This is a genomic window from Nocardiopsis sp. NPDC057823, assembly GCF_042797335.1.
In the GTDB taxonomy this organism is placed as follows: domain Bacteria; phylum Actinomycetota; class Actinomycetes; order Streptosporangiales; family Streptosporangiaceae; genus Nocardiopsis; species Nocardiopsis changdeensis.
Genome location: NZ_JBHVLR010000008.1, coordinates 1 through 19,063, shown reverse-complemented (window position 1 = coordinate 19,063; position 19,063 = coordinate 1). Strand labels below are relative to the sequence as shown.

The 19,063-nt window shown below is 76.8% G+C and carries 14 protein-coding genes and 2 riboswitches; of the genes, 6 read left to right on the top strand and 8 right to left on the bottom strand.

The genetic code is table 11. The annotated features are described in order from the left end of the window. Positions 1–46: 46 nt before the first annotated feature. Positions 47–1,279, bottom strand: coding sequence for a precorrin-6y C5,15-methyltransferase (decarboxylating) subunit CbiE (cbiE, locus tag ACFVNO_RS15330; RefSeq protein ID WP_355268233.1), 1,233 nt, complete (start codon positions 1,277–1,279; stop codon positions 47–49). A 52-nt stretch (positions 1,280–1,331) separates the two neighbouring features. Further along, positions 1,332–1,470, top strand: a riboswitch (cobalamin riboswitch). 25 nt (positions 1,471–1,495) lie between these two features. Between cbiE and ACFVNO_RS15325 the strand changes: the two genes are divergently transcribed. The 3 genes from ACFVNO_RS15325 to ACFVNO_RS15315 are packed head-to-tail and all read left to right on the top strand — an operon-like array spanning position 1,496 to position 6,716. Then, entirely contained in the window at positions 1,496–3,595 is a 2,100-nt protein-coding gene (locus tag ACFVNO_RS15325) for a VWA domain-containing protein (RefSeq protein ID WP_378893004.1), read from the top strand. Beyond that, on the top strand, positions 3,595–4,209 hold the full coding sequence (gene cobO, locus ACFVNO_RS15320) for a cob(I)yrinic acid a,c-diamide adenosyltransferase (RefSeq protein ID WP_355268239.1): 615 nt from the start codon (positions 3,595–3,597) through the stop codon (positions 4,207–4,209). Before ACFVNO_RS15325 ends, cobO begins: the two co-directional genes overlap by 1 nt. Continuing rightward, a complete protein-coding gene (locus ACFVNO_RS15315; RefSeq protein WP_378893001.1) occupies positions 4,203–6,716 on the top strand; it encodes a cobyrinate a,c-diamide synthase in 2,514 nt (837 codons plus the stop codon). Before cobO ends, ACFVNO_RS15315 begins: the two co-directional genes overlap by 7 nt. Positions 6,717–6,777: 61 nt before the next feature. On the opposite strand, the gene ACFVNO_RS15310 is transcribed toward ACFVNO_RS15315, so the two are convergent. The 7 genes from ACFVNO_RS15310 to ACFVNO_RS15280 form a co-directional block, all read right to left on the bottom strand. After that, positions 6,778–7,497 (bottom strand): cobalt-precorrin-6A reductase, encoded by a 720-nt coding sequence (locus tag ACFVNO_RS15310; protein ID WP_355268245.1) that lies wholly within the window; start codon positions 7,495–7,497, stop codon positions 6,778–6,780. Continuing rightward, entirely contained in the window at positions 7,494–8,975 is a 1,482-nt protein-coding gene (locus ACFVNO_RS15305; protein WP_378892998.1) for a cobyric acid synthase, read from the bottom strand. Before ACFVNO_RS15305 ends, ACFVNO_RS15310 begins: the two co-directional genes overlap by 4 nt. A gap of 167 nt (positions 8,976–9,142) precedes the next feature. Beyond that, positions 9,143–9,865: a precorrin-6A synthase (deacetylating) gene (cobF, locus tag ACFVNO_RS15300; protein WP_220560763.1), complete on the bottom strand. Its 723-nt coding sequence runs from the start codon at positions 9,863–9,865 to the stop codon at positions 9,143–9,145. Next, entirely contained in the window at positions 9,862–13,452 is a 3,591-nt protein-coding gene (gene cobN / locus ACFVNO_RS15295; RefSeq protein WP_378892994.1) for a cobaltochelatase subunit CobN, read from the bottom strand. Before cobN ends, cobF begins: the two co-directional genes overlap by 4 nt. Further along, entirely contained in the window at positions 13,449–14,393 is a 945-nt protein-coding gene (locus ACFVNO_RS15290; RefSeq protein WP_378893402.1) for an ABC transporter ATP-binding protein, read from the bottom strand. The genes cobN and ACFVNO_RS15290 overlap by 4 nt, the downstream gene beginning before the upstream one ends. Positions 14,394–14,410: 17 nt before the next feature. After that, on the bottom strand, positions 14,411–15,427 hold the full coding sequence (locus tag ACFVNO_RS15285; RefSeq protein ID WP_378892991.1) for a FecCD family ABC transporter permease: 1,017 nt from the start codon (positions 15,425–15,427) through the stop codon (positions 14,411–14,413). Next, positions 15,424–16,461, bottom strand: a complete 1,038-nt coding sequence (locus ACFVNO_RS15280) for an ABC transporter substrate-binding protein (RefSeq protein ID WP_355268256.1) — start codon at positions 16,459–16,461, stop codon at positions 15,424–15,426. The genes ACFVNO_RS15285 and ACFVNO_RS15280 overlap by 4 nt, the downstream gene beginning before the upstream one ends. Before the next feature lie 56 nt (positions 16,462–16,517). Continuing rightward, positions 16,518–16,730: riboswitch (cobalamin riboswitch) on the bottom strand. A 193-nt stretch (positions 16,731–16,923) separates the two neighbouring features. Between ACFVNO_RS15280 and ACFVNO_RS15275 the strand changes: the two genes are divergently transcribed. From ACFVNO_RS15275 to ACFVNO_RS15265, 3 genes are all read left to right on the top strand, one after another. Then, complete coding sequence (locus ACFVNO_RS15275; protein WP_355268259.1) at positions 16,924–18,003, top strand: RNA ligase (ATP); 1,080 nt, start codon at positions 16,924–16,926, stop codon at positions 18,001–18,003. A gap of 176 nt (positions 18,004–18,179) precedes the next feature. Next, entirely contained in the window at positions 18,180–18,662 is a 483-nt protein-coding gene (locus ACFVNO_RS15270) for a hypothetical protein (protein WP_378892987.1), read from the top strand. A gap of 130 nt (positions 18,663–18,792) precedes the next feature. After that, positions 18,793–18,996: a hypothetical protein gene (locus ACFVNO_RS15265; RefSeq protein ID WP_378892984.1), complete on the top strand. Its 204-nt coding sequence runs from the start codon at positions 18,793–18,795 to the stop codon at positions 18,994–18,996. Positions 18,997–19,063 lie beyond the last annotated feature (67 nt).

Below are 19,063 nucleotides of genomic sequence, written 5' to 3'. Positions count from 1 at the left end.
CCGCGCCCCCCGGGGGCGCCGGGGCCGCGGGGGCCGCGCCGCAGGGTCAGGCCCGCCAGGACCACTGGGTGACCGTGCGCGCGGGCGTCCACCCGGTGAACCCGCCGATCGGCGCGGCGGTCTCCACGGCGATCCGGGTCAGCTCGCCGCCGTGCTCCCGGTGGGCCTCGCCCAGCAGCCGCTCGGTCTCCAGCGTCACCCCGTGCACCACCAGGCGGCCGCCCGGCCGCAGCGCCTCCAGGCACGCCCCGAGCACACCGGGCCGGGTCGCGCCGCCGCCGACGAACACCGCGTCGGGCGCGGGCAGCCCCGCCAGCGCCTCCGGGGCGCGCCCGTGGACCACCCGCAGCCCCGGCACGCCGAGCCGCCCCGCGTTGCGGCCGATCCGCGCGGCCCGGCCGGCGTCGGCCTCTACCGCCGTCGCCGCGCACTCCGGGTGCGCGCGCATCCACTCGATCCCCACCGACCCCGCGCCCGCGCCCACGTCCCACAGGTGCAGCCCCGGGGCGGGCGCCAGCCGGGCGAGGGCGCAGGCGCGCAGGTCGCGCTTGGTGAGCTGCCCGTCGTGCTCGTAGGCGTCGTCGGGCAGCCCGGCGGCCAGCCCGTACCCGGGCGGCCCGTCGAGCTCCAGGGCGAGGACGTGCAGCGCCGGCACGGACGCGGGGTCCACCCCGGGCCACCCGTCCGCGGTGCCCTCCAAGCGCGACTCGGCGTCCGAGCCCAGGTCCCCGAGCACGGTCATGCGGGTGCCCCCGTACCCGGCGCCGCTCAGCAGGGCGGCCGCCAGGGCCGGGGTGCCCGCGTCCGAGGAGAGCACCAGCAGCCGTGCCCCGGGGGACAGCCAGCGCAGCAGCAGCCGGGGGTCGCGCCCGACCAGGGTCACCACCGCGCACCGCTCCGCGGGCCAGCCCATCCGCGCCCGGGCCAGCGCGACCGAGGACAGGGCGGGCTCCACCCGCACCGCGTCCGCGCCCAGCAGGTCGATGAGCGTGGCCGCCACCCCCGACACGAGCGGGTCGCCGGAGGCCAGGGCCACCACGCCCCGGCCGGGGCAGGAGGCGAGCAGCCCGGGCAGCCCCTCCCGCAGGGGGGAGGGCCAGGGCTCCCGGCGCTGCCCCCGCCGGTCCGGCACCATCGCCAGGTGCCTGCGCCCGCCCAGCAGCGTGTCCGCCTCCAGCACCAGGCTCCGCAACCGTTCGGGCACCCCCGCCCAGCCGTCGGCGCCGACGCCGACGACGGTGACACGGGGGACGGGGGTGGGGCGGGTGTCGGTGCTCATGGGGTGGACGCTATCGTCGAACCCTGGTGCGAGGTGCCCCGGCCTCCCCACCTTCGGAAACGGTGGGAAGGGCGGTCGGGGAGAATCTGGGAAGCCGGTGAGATTCCGGCACAGGCCCGCTGCGGTGAACCGAGCCCCCGAGGAGGGGGACCCGGCAAGTCCGAAGACCGGCCCCGCACCCGTTCAGACCCATGGCGAAACGAGCGGGAGCCTCACATGCCATTGCGGCCATCGCACTACCCCTTTTCGGCGATCGTCGGCTGCGACACCGAACCGCTGGACGACCTGGGCCTGGCCCTGGTCCTGGCCAGCGTCTCCCCCGAGATCGGGGGCGTCCTGGTGCGCGGGGAGAAGGGCACCGCCAAGTCCACGGCGGTGCGCGCCCTCGCCCCCCTGCTGCCCCCGGTTGAGGTCCACCCGGGCGACCGCTTCTCCGTCGACCCCGCCGACCCCGCGCAGGAGTCCCCGGACGGGCCGTTCCCGCCCGGCACGGCCGTGGAGAGCCGCCCGGTGCGCCTGGTCGAGCTGCCCGTGGGCGCCACCGAGGACCGGGTGCTGGGCTCCCTGCACCTGGAGCAGGCGCTCACGCACGGCAGGGTCGCCTACGAGCCAGGGCTGCTGGCCCGCGCCCACCGGGGCCTCCTCTACGTGGACGAGGTCAACCTGCTCCACGACCACCTGGTCGACCTCCTCCTCGACGCCGCCGCGACCGGCCGGGTGACCGTGGAGCGCGACGGGTTCTCCGTGGAGCACCCCGCCCGGTTCCTGCTCATCGGCACGATGAACCCCGAGGAGGGCGAACTGCGCCCGCAGCTCCTGGACCGGTTCGGGCTCACCGTCGAGGTCCGCGCGCCCGCCGACCCCGCCGCCCGCGTCGAGGTGGTCCGCAGGCGCATGGCCTACGACTCCGACGCCGCGGCCTTCGCCGACCGCTACGGGGCCGCGGAGAAGGCGCTCGCCGAGCGCATCGCCGCGGCCCGGGACACCGTCCGGGGCGCCCGGCTCTCCGAGGCCGCGCTGCTGAAGATCGCGCAGGTGTGCGCGGCGTTCGAGGTCGACGGCCTGCGCGCCGACATCGTCACCGCCCGCACGGCCCTGGCGCACGCCGCCTGGGAGGGCCGGGCCTTCGTCACCCGGGCCGACATCCGCCGCGCCGCCCTGCTGGCGCTGCCGCACCGGCGGCGCCGCAACCCCTTCGACGCTCCAGGCCTGGACGAGGAGCTCCTCGACCGGGTCCTCGGCGACGGGGACCCGCCGCCCGACCCCCCGCGGCCGCCGGGGCCGGACGGGGCGGACGGCCCCGCCGAAGACGGCGGCCCCGGGGACGCCGACGCTCCGCAGGCCCCGGACGCCCCCGGGGACGGCCAGAGTCCCGACGCCGGGTCCCCTGAGGCCGGGCCCTCCGGGGACGGCGACGGGATCGGCAGCGCCGAGCACGCCCCCGCTCCACAGCCCCCCGCGGGCCCCGACGACGCAGCCCCCGGGACCCCGGCCGGCGCCGCCCCCTCCGTCACCGCGAAGGCCGCCGCCCCCTACCGCCCCCGCACGCTCACGGTGCGCGGCGCGGGAGCGGGCGCCGACGGCCGCCGCAGCCGCGCCATCGGCACCCGGGGCCGCAGGATCGGGGCGCAGCCGCCGGGCCGGGGCCCGGGCGGTTCGCTCCACCTGGTGGAGACCGTCAAGGCCGCGGCCTCCCGCCCGCACGGCGGCGGCCGGATCGGCCTGCTGCCCCGCGACCTGCGCGTCGCGGTGCGTGAGGGCCAGGAGAGCAACCTGGTGCTGTTCTGCGTCGACGCGTCGGGCTCCATGGCGGCGCGCAAGCGCATGGGCGAGGTCAAGACCGCGATCCTGTCCCTGCTCCTGGACGCCTACCGGCGCCGCGACAAGGTCGGCCTCGTGACCTTCCGGGGGACGGGCGCCGAACTGGTGCTGCCGCCGACCCGGTCGGTGGACACCGCCGCCGCCCGCCTGGACGGGCTGCCCGCCGGAGGCCGCACCCCCCTCGCCGAGGGCCTGCTGGAGGCCGCCCGGGTCCTGCGGCGCGAACGCCTGCGCGACCCGCGCCAGCGCCCGCTGCTCGTCCTGGTGACCGACGGCCGGGCCACCGCCGGCCCGGGCTCCGTCGGCCGTTCGCTGGCGGCCGCCGACCACGTCGCCGCGCTGGGCGTGACCACCGTCGTCGTGGACGGCGAGTCCGGTCCGCTGCGGCTGGGGCTGGCCGCCGGCCTCGCCCGCAGGCTGGGCGCCGACCACATCCCCGTGTCCGAGGTCAGCGCCGCCGCCCTGGGCGGCGCGGTGAGGGAGAGGGCCGCCTGATGCCGCAGGGAAAGCCGCTCGTGGTCCCCGACGACGGGCTCACCACGCGCCAGCGCCGCAACCAGCCGGTGCTCGCGGTCCACACCGGCGACGGAAAGGGCAAGTCGACCGCGGCGTTCGGGCTCGCCCTGCGCGGCTGGAACCAGGGCTGGCGGATCGGGGTGTTCCAGTTCGTGAAGTCGGCGAAGTGGCGCATCGGCGAGCAGACCGTGCTCGAACGCCTGGGCCGGCTCCACGAGGAGACCGGCGAGGGCGGCCCCGTGGAGTGGCACAAGATGGGCTCGGGCTGGTCCTGGAGCCGCCGCCCCGGCAGCGCGGAGGACCACGCCGCGGACGCGGCCGAGGGCTGGGCGGAGATCAAGCGCAGGCTCGCCGACCAGCGCCACGACCTGCTCATCCTCGACGAGTTCACCTACCCCCTGAACTGGGGCTGGGTCGACGTCGACGACGTCGTGGCGACCCTGCGCGACCGCCCCGGGCGCCAGCACGTGGTGGTCACCGGCAGGCGCGCCGACCCCCGGCTGGTGGAGGCCGCCGACCTGGTCACCGAGATGGCCAAGGTCAAACACCCCATGGACGCGGGCCGCAAGGGGCAGCGGGGCATCGAATGGTGACGGCCCTGCCCCGGGTCATGGTCGCCGCCCCCATGACGGGCCAGGGCAAGACCACGGTCGCGACCGGGCTCATGGCCGCGCTCCGCGCCGCCGGGCACACCGTGAGCGGCCACAAGGTCGGCCCCGACTACATCGACCCCGGCTACCACGCCCTGGCCACCGGCCGCCCCGGCCGCAACCTCGACCCCCACCTGGTGGGGGAGGACCGGGTGGCGCCGCTGCTCCTGCACGGGGCGCGCGGCGCGGACGCCGCCGTCGTCGAGGGGGTCATGGGGCTGCACGACGGGCGGATCGGAACGGGCGGGTTCTCCTCGTCGGCGCACGTCGCGGCCCTCACCCGGACCCCCGTGGTCCTGGTCGTGGACGTGTCCCGCATGTCCCGCTCCGCGGGCGCCCTGCTGGCGGGCATGGCCGACTACGACCCGTCGGTCGATGTCGTGGGCGTGATCCTCAACCGCGCCGGGTCGGCGCGCAACACCGCGGAGATCACCCGCTCCACCCGCCTGCCGGTGCTGGGCGCCGTCCCCCACGACGAGCGGATCGCGCGCCCCTCCCGGCACCTGGGCCTGGTCCCGGCCGCCGAACGGGCGGAGTCGGAGCGGGTGGTGGCCCGCCTGGGCGAGCACATCGCCGCCCACGTCGACCTGGACGCGGTGCTGGAGCTGGCCCGCTCCGCCCCCGCCCTGGACGCCCGGCCCTGGGACCCGCCCGACGCGGTCGGCTCCCGCACGGGCGGGCGCCGACCGGTGGTGGCGGTGGCCCAGGGGCGCGCCTTCACCTTCCGCTACCCGGAGACGGAGGAGCTGCTGCGCGCGGCCGGGTGCGACGTGCGGGCGTTCGACCCGCTCACCGACACCGGGCTGCCCGCCGGGACCCGCGGGATCTACCTCGGCGGCGGCTTCCCCGAGGTGTACGCGGGCTCCCTGGCCGCCAACCGCTCCCTGGCCGCCGAACTCGGCGAAGCGGTGCGGGACGGGGTCCCCACCGTCGCCGAGTGCGCGGGGCTGCTCTACCTCGCCCGTTCCCTGGACGGGCGCCCCATGGTCGGGGCGGTGCGGGCCGACGCCCGGATGACCGACCGCCTGACACTGCGCTACCCGGAGGCGGTCTCCCCGGGGGACACGCTGCTGGCCCGGGCGGGGGAGAGGGTGACCGGCCACGAGTTCCACCGCACCCGCGTCACCCCGGAGACCGGGGCGGACGGCCCCGCCTGGGAGATCGAGGGCGCCGCGGAGGGGTTCGCCTCGCCCACCCTGCACGCGTCCTACCTGCACGTCCACTGGGCCGGGCACCCCCGGCTCGCCGCCCGCTTCGCCGAGGCCGCCGCCTCCGGCGCGCCCGCGGCCACGGACAGCGGCGCACATACCGGCGCTGTCTCCGCGGCGGCGGGCGCGGGTGCCACTCCGGGCCTTCCCGATGGTGCGCACACGGGTGCCGCCCCCGGCCCTTCCGGCGGCGCGCTCCCCGCGGACCCGCTGCGCCACCACGGCGACGCCGAGACCGGCGACGGGCTGCTGGACCTGGCCGTCAACGTGTACGCGGGGCCGCGCCCCGCCTGGCTCGACCGGGCCCTGCACGCGAGCCTGGCCGACGCCGCCGCCTACCCCGACCCCCGCCCCGCCCGCGCTGCGATCGCCCACCACCACGGCCGCGGACCCGACGCCGTCCTGCCCACCGCCGGCGCCGCGGAGGCGTTCACGCTCCTGGCCCGGCTGCGGCCCTGGCGCCGGCCGGTGGTCGTGCACCCCCAGTTCACCGAGCCGCACGCCGCGCTGGAACAGGCCGGACACCGCGTCACCCCGGTGCTGTGCACCGCCGGGGACGGCTTCGCGCTCCGCCCCGAGGCCGTCCCCGAGGACGCCGACCTCGTGGTGGTGGGCAACCCCACCAACCCCACCGGGGTCCTGCACCCGGCCCGGGTGCTGCGCGCCCTGCGCCGCCCCGGGCGCCTGCTGGCCGTGGACGAGGCGTTCATGGACGCCGTCCCCGGCGAGCCGGAGTCGCTGGCGGGGGAGGAGCTGGAGGGGGTGGTGGTCCTGCGCAGCCTCACCAAGCACTGGTCGATCCCCGGCATCCGCGCCGGGTACGTCGTCGGCGACCCGGCGGTGGTCCGGGAGCTGGCCCGCGGGCAGACGCCCTGGTCGGTGTCCGCGCCCGCCGTCGCGGCCATGGTCGCCTGCACGGCGGACCCGCGGGCGGCGGCCGAGGCGACCGAGCGCGCCCGCACCCTGGACGGGTGGCGGGACACGCTGGAGGCCGGGCTGCGCCGGGCCGGGCTGGAGCCCGTCCCCTCCCGCGCCCCGTTCGTGCTGGTCCGGGTCGGGGAGGGCGTCCACACCCGCCTGCGCGCGGGCGGTGTCGCGGTGCGGCGGGCCGACACCTTCCCCGGCCTGGACGCCTCCTGGGTACGGGTGGCCGTACGCCCGCCCGAGGCCACCGCGAGGTTCCTGGCCGTTCTGGAGGCGGTCGCGGAGCGGTCGGCGCCCGCCCTGTCCGCGCGGGCGTGAGCCCCGGGACGGTGCCCGGTGACCCGCGCCGACCGGTGCGCGCGGAATCGGTCGGGGCCGCTCAGCCCAGGCCGCGCACCCAGGCGAACGCCGACGCCACGTCGTGCACCACGGGCACACCCGCGGGCCCCGGCGGGCGCCGCACCACCACGACCGGGACGCCCAGCAAGCGCGCGGCCTCCAGCTTGGGCCGGGTGTAGGTCCCGCCCGAGTTCTTGGTGACCAGCACATCCGACCCGTGTCCGGCCATGAGGCCGCGCTCGCCGTCCAGCGTGTACGGCCCCCGCCCGGTCACCAGCCGCCAGGGGGCGGGCGGCGCCTGATCCGGCGCGTCCACCACCCGGGCCAGGACCGGGAGCCCGCCCAGGGCCGGGACGAACCGCGCCAGCTCCTGGCGCCCCACGGTCAGGAACGGCCGGGAGCCCAGCCGCGCGGCCGTCCGGGCCGCCTCCCCGTGGTCGGCGGCGTGGTGCCAGCCCGGCTCCGGTTCCCACCCGGGCCTCTCCAGCCGTAGCAGCGGCAGGTCCGTGCAGGCCGCGGCCGCGTTCGCCGACATGCCCAGGGCGAAGGGGTGGGTGGCGTCCACGACCGCGTCGTAGTCCGCGAGCGCCGCCCGCAGCCCGGCCACCCCGCCGAAGCCGCCGATGCGGACCCGGCCCTCCGGCAGGCGCGGCCGCGCCACCCGCCCGGCCAGCGACGAGGTGACGTCCACCCCGGCCGCCACCAGGAGCGCGGCCAGTTCGCGGGCCTCGGAGGTGCCGCCCAGCAGGAGCAGCCTCACCGCGCACCCCCGGGGTGCGGTTCGGGCAGTCCCGGCGGGGCGCCCTCGAGCGCCAGCTCCAGCAGGGCGTCGACGTCCAGGTGCTCCTCCACCAGGTCGGCCAGCAGGTCCAGGCGCCGCTCCCGGGCCGGGGCGAACCGGACGCCGGACGCCCCGTGCCCGAGCGCCTCGGCCAGGAACGCCTCCCGGAACGCGTCGCCCTCCAGGGCGCCGTGCCACAGGGTGCCGAACACCGCCCCCGCGCGCGCCCCGCCCGGGAACGCCTCGGCCCCCGGCCCGCGCGTCACCGTGCCGTGGTGGATCTCGTAGCCGCTCACGGGCACACCGAACGCCTCCCCGGACGGCAGCCCCAGGGTCTTGTCCGCGGTGAAGTCGGTGCGCACGTCCAGCAGGCCCAGCCCCGGCGCCCGCGCCCCTCCGGGCGCCTCCACCCCGTCGGGGTCGGCCACCGTGGTGCCCAGCATCTGGAACCCGCCGCAGATCCCCAGCACCGGCCGCCCCCGGCGGGCGTGCTCGACCACGGCCCGGTCCAGCCCCCGCGAGCGCAGCCACGCCAGGTCGGCCAGGGTGGCGCGGGTGCCGGGCAGCACCACCAGGTCGGCGTCGGAGAGGTCGCGCGGACCCGACGCGAACACCACGTCCAGGTCCGGCTCCAGGCCGAGCGCGTCCACGTCGGTGAAGTTGCTGATGCGGGGCAGGCGCACCACCGCCACCCGCCGCACCCGGTCCCCGTCCGCGCGCCGGCCCTCCAGGTCCAGGGCGTCCTCGGAGTCCAGCCACAGCCCGGGATCCCACGGCAGGACGCCGTAGACGCGCCGGCCCGTGCGCCGCTCCAGGTCCGCCAGTCCCGGTTCGAGGAGCGCGGGGTCGCCCCGGAACTTGTTGACGACGAAACCCGCGACCAGGTCGCGGTCCGCCCGCTCCAGCAGCGCCACCGTGCCGTACAGGGCGGCGAACACCCCGCCCCGGTCGATGTCGCCCACGACCACCGCGGGCAGGTCCGCGTGCCGGGCCAGCCCCATGTTGACGTAGTCGCCCGCCCGGAGGTTGGTCTCGGCGGGGCTGCCCGCGCCCTCGGCGACGACGACGTCGTACCTGGACGCGAGGTCGTCGAAGGCGGCGTGCGCCGCCTCGGCCAGGTGGCGGCGGCCCGCCTCCCAGTCCGCGGAGGACACCTCGCCCGCCGGATGGCCCATCAGCACCACGTGGCTGCGCCGGTCGCCGCCGGGTTTGAGCAGCACCGGGTTCATCGCGGGCTCCGGTTCGGCGCGCGCGGCCAGCGCCTGCACCCACTGCGCCCGGCCGATCTCCGCCGCCCGCCCGTCCGGGCCCCGGCAGACCATGGAGTTGTTGGACATGTTCTGCGCCTTGTACGGGGCGACCCGCACACCGCGGCGCGCGAAGGCCCGGCACAGGCCGGTGGTGACCACGCTCTTGCCCGCGTCGGAGGTGGTCCCGGCGACGAGCACTCCTCCCACCCGTCGCCCGCCACCGTCCGACGCGGGCGCTTCGCGCCGGTGTGGACTTCCGCCCTCAGCGGTGGCCTTCGGCCCGGTACTTCTCACCCGTCGCCCGCCACCGTCCGACGCGGGCGCTTCGCGCCGTTCCGGACTTCCGCCCTCAGTGGTGGCCTTCGGCCCGGTGCTCATCGCGGCCTCCGCAGCAGCGCGGTGTCCATGACCCATCCCGCCTTCCCCCGGGCCCGCAGCCGGGCCTCCTCGATCTCGGGCAGCACGTCGCCGACCCGTCCCGCGACCAGTTCCTCGGTCTCGGTGCCCAGGTTGGCACCCCACCACACGGACCAGTCCGCCAGGCCGTCGAACCCGTGCCGCCCGGACAGCATGACGACGATGTCGCGGTGGCCCGCGGCCACCGCCTCCCCCAGGCGGCGGGCCGGGGTGACGTGGACCGGGTCGCCCACCCCGTGCAGCACGATCCGGTGCCGCGCGGCGAGCAGCTGCGGGGCGCTGATCCCCGGCAGCACGTCGTACTCCACCGGCACGGCGCCCCGCGCGGCCACGGCCTCCACGATCCGCAGCGTCGAGTCGTACAGGGAGGGGTCCCCCCAGACCAGGAACGCCGCCGTCCCGCCGCGCTCGCCCAGCACCCGCTCGTAGGCGCGCACCCGGGCCTCGTGCCAGGCGGCCACGGCCCCCTTGTAGTCCCCGGAGCCGCGGTCCCGCACGGGGTCGGGCACCTCCACCAGCGGGACGCCGTACGCCGCGCAGACCGCCCGCCGCAGCGCCAGCAGCCCGTCGTCGTCGCCCTTGCGGGCGGCGACCGCGTAGTCGCACCCCCGCAGGGCGTCGGCCGCCTCCCCGGTGAGCTGGCGGGGACCCGTACCGATCCCCAGGATCCGCACCCTCACTCGGCCCGCTCCTCCAGGTCGCCCTCGACCTCCAGGTACACCTCGGTCAGCGCCTGGAGGGTCGCGGGGTCCGGCTCCGCCCACAGGCCGCGCCGCGCCGCCTCGTGCAACCGCTCCACGATGCCGTGCAGCGCCCACGGGTTGGACGCGCGCAGGAACTCCTGCGTGGTCCCGTCGAGCACGTACTCCGCCGCGAGCCGCTCGTACATCCAGTCGTGGACGACCCCGGCCGTGGCGTCGAACCCGAAGAGGTAGTCGACCGTGGCGGCCAGCTCGAACGCGCCCTTGTAGCCGTGCCCCCGCATCGCGGCGATCCAGCGGGGGTTCACCACCCGGGCCCGGAACACGCGGGCCGTCTCCTCCGACAGCGTGCGGGTGCGCACCGCGTCGGGCGAGGTGGAGTCGCCCACGTACGCCCGGGGGTCGGAGCCGGTGAGCGCGCGCACGGTGGCGATCATGCCGCCGTGGTACTGGAAGTAGTCGTCGGAGTCGGCGATGTCGTGCTCGGCGCTGTCGACGTTCTTGGCCGCCACCTTGATCCGCCGGTAGTTGGCGCGCATGTCGTCGGCGGCCGGGACCCCGTCGAGCCCGCGGCCGTAGGCGAAACCGCCCCAGGCGGTGTACACCTCGGCCAGGTCGCGGTCGTCGCGCCAGTTGCCCGACTCCACGACCTGGAGGATGCCCGCCCCGTAGGACCCGGGCGCGGAGCCGAAGATCCGGGTGGTGGCCCGCCGCAGGTCCCCGTGCGACTCCAGGTCGGCCAGGGCGTGCGCGCGCACGAAGTTGAGCTCGGCCGGCTCGTCGAGCCCGGCCACCAGCGCCACGGCGTCGTCCATCATGGCGACCACGTGCGGGAAGGCGTCCCGGAAGAAGCCGGAGATGCGCACCGTGACGTCGATCCGCGGCCGCCCCAGCTCCTCCGCGGGCACCACGTCCAGCCGCGCGACCCGGCGTGACGCCTCGTCCCACTCGGGCCGCACCCCCAGCAGGGCCAGCACCTCGGCCACGTCGTCGCCGGACGTGCGCATCGCCGAGGTGCCCCACACCGACAGGCCCACCGACTCCGGGTAGGTCCCCGTCTCCTCCAGGTGGCGGCGCAGCAGCGACTCGGCCATGGCCTGGCCGGTCTGCCAGGCGAGCCGCGACGGCACCGCGCGGGGGTCCACGGTGTAGAAGTTGCGCCCGGTCGGCAGGACGTTGACCAGGCCCCGCAGGGGCGACCCGGACGGCCCCGCCGGGACGAACCCGCCCGCCAGGGCGTGCAGGACGTGGTCCATCTCGTCGGTGGTGCGGGCCAGGCGCGGGACGACCTGCGCGGCGGCGAACTCCAGCACGGCGCGCACCCGGTCGTCGTCGTGCAGGCCCGGCACCGCGGCCGGGTCCCAGCCCGCGGCCTCCATGCGCTCCACCAGGGCTCGGGCGGCCGCCTCCACCGCGTCGACCTCGGCGGTCGGCGCGCCCTCCTTCAGGCCCAGCGCCGCGCGCAGCCCCGGCACGGCCCCGCCCACCCCGCCCCACACCTGGGCCGCGCGCAGCACGGACAGGACCAGGTCCACCCGTGTCGCGCCCTCGGGGGCGGCGCCCAGCACGTGGAGGCCGTCGCGGATCCGGGTGTCCTTGATCTCGCACAGCCAGCCGTCGACGTGCAGCAGGAAGTCGTCGAACTCCTCGTCGCCGGGGCGCTCGGCCAGGCCCAGGTCGCGGTGCATCTCCGCGGCCCGCATCAGCGCCCAGATCTCGCCGCGGACCGCGGGCAGCTTCGCCGGGTCCATGGCGGCGATGTTGGCGTGCTCGTCCAGCAGCTGCTCCAGGCGGGCGATGTCGCCGTAGGTCTCCGCGCGCGCCATCGGCGGGATCAGGTGGTCCACGACCGTGGCGTGGGCGCGCCGCTTGGCCTGGGCCCCCTCGCCCGGGTCGTTGACCAGGAACGGGTAGACCAGCGGCAGGTCGCCCAGGGCCGCGTCGGTGGCGCAGGCCGCGGACAGGGCGGCGTTCTTGCCCGGCAGCCACTCCAGCGAGCCGTGCTTGCCCAGGTGGACGACCGCGTGGGCGCCGAACCCGTGCTCCAGCCACCGGTAGGCGGCCAGGTAGTGGTGGCTGGGCGGCAGTTCCGGGTCGTGGTAGATCGCGATGGGGTTCTCGCCGAACCCGCGCGGCGGCTGCACCAGGACGACGACGTTGCCCGCGCGCAGGGCGGCGAGCACGATCTCGCCGTCGTCGTTGACGTAGAGGTTCCCCGGGGCGGGCCCCCAGGCCCCGGCCACCGCCTCCCGCAGCTCCGCGGGCAGGTCCCGGGTCCACTCGGCGTACTCCCGGGCGGTGATGCGCACGTGGGCGTCGGTGAGCTGGCCGGAGGTCAGCCACTCCTCGTCCTGGCCGCCCGCGGCGATCAGGGCGTGGACGAGCGCGTCGCCCGCCCGCGCCTCGTCGGGCAGGTCCAGGCCGGGCAGGTCTCCGGGCCCGCCGAGGTCGTAGCCCTCCTCGCGCAGCCGCCGCAGCAGGCGCACCAGGGACCGGGGCGTGTCCAGGCCGACCGCGTTGCCGATCCGGGCGTGCTTGGTGGGGTAGGCCGACAGCACCACCGCGATCCGCTTCTCGGCGGGCGGCACGTGCCGCAGCCGCGCGTGCGCCACCGCGATCCCGGCCAGGCGGGCGCAGCGCTCGGGGTCGGCGACGTAGCGGGGCAGGCCGTCCCGGTCGATCTCCTTGAAGGAGAACGGCACGGTGATGATGCGGCCGTCGAACTCGGGGATGGCGATCTGGCTCGCCGAGTCCAGCGGTGTGACGCCGTCGTCGGACGCCTCCCAGGCGGCGCGCGGGCTCGTCAGGCACAGCCCCTGGAGGACCGGGACGTCCAGGGCGGCCATGCGCTCCACGTCCCAGGCCTCGTCGTCCCCGCCCGCGCCCGCCGTGGCGGGGGTGCTGCCGCCCGCGGCCAGGACGGTCACCACCAGCGCGTCGAACGCGCCCAGCGCCTCGTACAGGTCGTCGGGCGCCGAGCGCAGCGACCCGGCGAACACCGGCACGCCCACCGCCCGGCCGGTGGCGTCCACCGCGTCGGCCAGGTCGTGCGCGAACGCCGTGTTGCCGCCCGCCTCGTGGGCCCGGTAGTACAGGATGCCGATCCGGGGCAGGCCGGGGCCGGCGGGGAGGTCGCGCTCGGCGAAGCCCCACGCCGGGATCTCCAGGGGAGGCTCGAACCCCTCGCCGGTCAGCAGGACGGTGTCCGACAGGAAGGCGTGCAGCCGGGCCAGGTTGGCGGGCCCGCCCTGGGCGAGGTAGCGGTGCGCGTCGGTGGCCGCCCCGATCGGCACGGTGGAGTGCTCCATCAGCTCCGCGCTGGGCTGCTGCTCGCCGCCGAGCACGACCAGCGGGACGCCCCGCTCCCGGACGGCGGCCAGCCCCGGCCACAGGTCGTGCGGCGAGCCCAGCAGCCGCACCACGACCAGGCCGGCGCCCTCCACGGCCGCGGCGAGCTCGTCGTCGGAGGCGCGGGACGGGTTCGCCCACGTGTAGGCGGCGCCGCTCCCCCGCGCGGAGAGCAGGTCGGTGTCAGAGGTGGACAGCAGTGCGATCCGTACCGTCATGGCCGGATACCTCCCCAGGGGGTCGTGGGCTGTGGTTCGTCGGGACCGTCGGTGTTCGCGGAAGGAGGGCGTTCGGGCGGGGCGGCGTCCCGGGGGCCGCCCGGGGGCAGGGGGCGGTCCGGGGACCGGGGAGGGGCCGGGGTCCGGCGCAGGAACCGGACCACCGGGTGGCCGGGCCCCTCGTCGACCTCGGCGCGCACCCCGTACACCTCTCCGATGAGGGCGGGGGTGAGCACCTCGCCGGGCGTCCCCCCGGCGACCGCCCGGCCGCCGCGCAGCACGAGCAGCCGGTCGCAGTACATCGCGGCCAGGTTCAGGTCGTGCATGGCGATCACGGTGGTCACCGGAAGGCCGACGACCAGCTCCATCAGGTCCAGCTGGTACTGGATGTCGAGGTGGTTGGTCGGCTCGTCCAGCAGCAGCTCCCCGGGCTCCTGGGCCAGGGCGCGGGCGATCTGGGCGCGCTGGCGCTCGCCGCCCGACAGCGTCTGCCAGGACCGGTCGGCCAGGCCGGCGAGCCCGGTGGCCTCCAGCGCGGCCGCCACCGCCGCGGCGTCGGCGGCCGACGCGGGCGTCCAGGCGCGCCGGTGGGGGATGCGCCCCAGCGCCACCACGTCGCGGACCGTCAGCTCGGTCCGCGCCTCCGCGTGCTGCTCCACGACCGCCACCCGCCGCGCCGCCGCCCTGCGGGGCGTCCGGGCGAGCGGGCGGCCGTCCAGGACGACGACCCCGGAGGAGGGCGCCAGCACACCGGACAGCAGCCGCAGCAGGGTGGACTTGCCCGAGCCGTTCGGCCCCAGCAGCCCGACCGTCTCGCCGGGGCGCGGGGCCAGGCTGACCCCGTCCACGACCAGGCGCCCCCCCGCCGGGCGGCTGACCCGCTCGGCCCGCAGCCCGCGCTCCCGTTCCGGGGGCGCGGCCTGCGGGGGCGCTCCCGCCAGGGTGGTCCCGCGATCGGTCACAGCGCCCTCCTCGTCCGGTACAGCACGGCGACGAACGCCGGCACGCCGATGAGCGAGGTCACCACGCCCACCGGGATCTCCCGCGGGTCCAGCAGCGTGCGCGCCGCCGTGTCCACCCACACCAGGAAGACGGCGCCGGTCAGCGCGGCCACCGGCAGCAGCCGGGCGTGGCCGGCCCCGGTGAGCATCCGGGTGACGTGCGGGAGGACCAGCCCCACGAACCCGATCGCCCCGGCGGCGCTGACCAGCGCGGCCGTGAGCAGCGCAGTGACGGTCAGCAGCACCAGGCGGGCCCGGGCCACCCGCACGCCCAGGTGCGCGGCGGCCTCCTCCCCGAAGGCGAAGGCGTCCAGGGTGCCGGTGTTGGCCAGGCAGACCGCCAGTACGGCGGCCAGCACCAGCGAGCACAGGGCCACGTCGGACCACCCCGCGCTGGAGAGCGAGCCCAGCAGCCAGAACAGCACCCCGCGCGTGGTCTCGGCGTCCGCCGAGGTCAGCACCACGAACGAGGTCAGGGCCGAGAAGAGCTGCATCGCCGCGACCCCGGACAGGACGACGCGGTCCATGCCGCCGCCGAGGGTGTGGGACAGCAGCACCACCGTCCCGAAGGACAGCACCGCCCCGGCGAAGGCCCCCGCCGACAGCGACACCGCTCCGGCGCCCCAGCCCAGGACGATCACGAGCACGGCCCCCGTGGAGGCGCCGGAGGACACCCCCAGCACGAAGGGGTCCGCCAGGGGGTTGCGCAGCAGCGACTGCATGACCGCCCCGCACAGCGCCAGCCCCGCCCCGCACACCGCGGCCAGCAGGGCGCGGGGCATGCGCAGGTTCCAAACGATGCCGTCGCGCAGCACCGACAGGGGGCTCTGTCCGTGGCCGAGCCGGGCGAGCACGGAGCGCCCGACCTCGGCCACGGTGATGTCGGCCGGGCCGACGGTCACCGCCGCGGCGACCGACACGGCCACCGCCGACAGGCCCAGCGGGACGAGCAGCGCGAGGCGCGCGCCCCTCACTGCGCGAGCCCGAGTTCCCGCAGTCCGGCGGCGACCTGCTCCACACCCTCGACGGTGCGGATCGACGGGTTCATGGCCTGGCCGCTCAGCAGGATGTAGCGCTCCTCGCGCACCGCGGTGAGGTTCCGCGTGGCGGGGTGCCCCTCCAGGAAGTCGATCTTGGCGGCGGCGGTCTCGGCGGTCTGCGACTCGCGGGTCAGGTCGCCCAGCACGATGACGTCCGGGTCGCGGTCGGCGACGGTCTCCCAGTTGATCTGGGGCCACTCGTCGTGGGTGTCGTCGAAGGCGTTCTCCGCGCCGACCGCCCGGGTGATGGCGCCCGGGGCCCCGCAGCACCCGGCCAGGTAGGGGGACTCGGAGTTCGCGAACCAGTACATGAGGGACACCCCGGAGGCGTCCAGGTCCGCGGTGGCGGCCTCCACCCGGCCCTCCAGGCCGGCGACGAGCTCCTCGCCGCGCTCGGGGACCCCGAAGACCCGGGCCAGGTCGCCGATCTCCCCGTAGACGACGTCCAGGGTCAGCGGTTCGCTGCGCGACCCGTCGCCGCCGCTGTCGTTGTCCTTGCCCGCGGCGCAGTCCGAGGGGGAGACGTAGGTGCCCACGCCCAGCTCCTCGAACTGCTCCCGGGTGGCGACGCCGCCGGTGCCCAGGGTGGACTCGAAGGACGCCGTGACGAAGTCGGGCTCGGCCTCCAGGACGCGCTCGAACGAGGGGTTGTTCTCCGCCAGGCGCGGGACGCCCTCGTCGGCCTCCTCCAGGCCCTCCATGATCGGGTCGGTCCAGGTGGCGGTGCCGACCACGCGGTCCTGGAGCCCCAGGGAGTACAGGATCTCGGTGGTGCCCTGGTTGAGGGAGACCACCCGCTCGGGGGGAGCGCCGAGGGGCACCTCGTGCCCGCAGTTGTCGAGGGACGCCCCGTCGGCCGGGGCGGAGCCGGCCTCGGCCCGCCCGTCCCCCGGGCCGGGGGAGCAGGCGGTGAGCAGTAGGACGGGGACGAGCAGCAGGGGGCCCGCGAGGGGCGTACGGCGGTGCATGGGATGCCTTGCATGTCGGGGCTCGGACGCGGAGCCTGGCATGGGTCGCCCGCGCGGTGTCGGCGCGCGGGGCCAGCAGGTCTTCGGACTCGGGCTCACCCGGACGGAGTGCCTTCCCAGGCCGGTCCGCACCGCCGTTCCCGGCCCGCACGGTCCCGCCCCAGTGGCGCAGTACCCCGCCCGTCCCCCTCACCGCTGCGCGTCAGTTCCGGATTCGCACCGGATTCCCTGACCACCGGAGTGGTACGACTGGCCCGGGCAGGATACCAACGCCGCCCCGGGCGTACGCGGCCGGTCCCGGCGGGAAAAGGCGTTGTCGCCCGGACGGCGCCTCGGCCATAGTGGCGGGACCCCGGGAGCCCGGCGCCGGGACGCCGGTGATCCGGCGCCGCCGCCCGCGCCCCCGGGCCCCTGCCCTGCCCCGGCACGACCCTGCGCCCCCTCACCAGGAAAGGAACCCCCATGTCCACCCTCCGGGTCACCGCGGAGAGGCTCACCGTCCACCCCCACCCCAACGCCGACGCGCTCGAACTGGCCCAGGTCGGCCTGTTCCGCGCGGTCGTGGCCAAGGGCGCCTACCGCACCGGTGACTGGGCCGTCTACATCCCCGAGAACGCCCTGCTGCCCGACGGCCTCATCGACGAGCTCGGCCTGACCGGCAAGCTCGCGGGCTCCCGGCGCAACCGGGTCAAGGCGATCCGGCTGCGCGGCGAGATCTCCCAGGGCATCGTCTGCAGCCCGCGGGCGCTGGCCGACCGGGACCTGGCGGCGGCCCACGAGGAGGGCGCGGACTTCGCCGCGGAGCTCGGCGTCACCAAGTGGGTGCCCGAGATCCCGGTGCACATGAGCGGGGAGGTCGTCGCCGCCCCGGACCTGCTGCGCTGGATCGAGGTGGAGAACGCCAAGCGCTACCCGGACGTCTTCACCCCCGGCGAGCCGGTGGTGGCCACGGAGAAGATCCACGGCACCGCCTGCCTGTTCACGCTGGTCGCGGAGACGGGCGAGGAGTTCGTCTCCTCCAAGGGGCACGGGTCGCGCAACTTCGCGCTGGCCTTCGCCGAGGACAACCTGTACTGGCGCTCGGTGAGGACCCACGGGGTGCCCGATGCGGCCCGCCGGATCGCCGAGAAGTTCGGCGCGGCCCGGGTGGGCGTGTTCGGCGAGGTGTTCGGCGCCGGCGTGCAGGACCTGGGCTACGGCGAGCACGGGCGCAGCGAGCGGCCGGGGTACGCGGTCTTCGACGTGCGCCTGGACGTCGACGGCACCGTGTCCTGGGTCGACGCCGCCGACCTGCCGGGCCTGCTCGCCGAGGTCGGCCTGCCCGCGGTGCCCGAGCTCTACAACGGCCCCTACGACGAGGCCGCGCTGTTCGAGGCGGCCCAGGGCGACGAGACCTGGAGCGGCCGCGCCGCCCACATGCGCGAGGGCGTGGTGGTCCGGCCCGCCCGCGAGCGCTACTCGCCGGTCCTGGCGGGCCGCGCGATCGCCAAGTTCGTCTCCGACGCCTACCTCACGCGCAAGGGCGGCACCGAGTACGAGTGACCGCCGTGCCGCCGGGGCGCCCCGCCCCGGCGGCCCGCGCCCGCCGCGGCCCGGGACCGTTCTCCTGTGCCTGTGCCGGGGGCGGCGGGGTGCCCGGCGGGGTTCTGAAGGCCCGGAGGAGGCGTCCGCGCCCCGCCGGTCCGAGGGTCTGTGAGCCTTGAGGAGGAGGTTCCCGCGTGTTCGACTTCGGGATCGGGGGCTACCGCCCCCGGTGGGTCGTCGGCGCCGCCGCGGTCGGCGCCTACGGCGACCGGCTGCGGGCGCTCGCCGGCCGGCGGCTGACCCGGACCTGGCTGGTCTGGGACGTCGAAGGCGACGAGTGGTTCGCCGACTGCCCCGTGCTCCTCGATTTCGAGGGCGAGCAGGTGGAGGTCGACCACGCCCGGTTGGACGACCTCTCCATCACCTGGAACACCGTCGACCCCGCGGCCCCGGTCCGGTGGCCGGGGTTCACGCTGTGCCGGCGCCCCGACGCCCACCCCGCTCCGAACGGGCTGCGCGGCCGGGAGCTGCGGGGGGTCGACCTCCTCGAACGCAAGGGGTGCGTCGACGTCCGCTTCCGGTTCGACGGGGGAGACCTGACCGTCCTGAACGCCCTCGACGAGAACGAGTTGCGTTTCGACCCGGCTCCAGCGGACCGCCGTCGGGACAGCGGCTGAGACTCCGCGCGACAGTCCGCCGGAGCGCCCGATGCGAACGCGCAGCGTTTCAATTCATGATCGAAGGGTTATTCCCCCTGGTGGGCGTTGTGCCCGAATGATCATCGGATCAGAGCAACGGGGGGATTCCATGCGTACCGCTCTCAAGATCGCCGTCACGGGTCTGTTCGCCGCCGGCCTGCTCGGCGCGGGCGCGGGGGTGGCCAACGCCGCCCCGGCCACGGCCGTCGGCGGGCAGAAGTCCTACGAGGAGTGCATCGACGAGCAGAACGCTCTCGGCCTCATCAACCTGGACCTCAACCTGCTCAGCCAGTGCATCGCGTCCGACGGCTGACCCGCGGTGTCCGTCCCGGTGCGGCGCACCGGGACGGGCCCGGACCGGGCGCGGCCGGCCCCTGCGG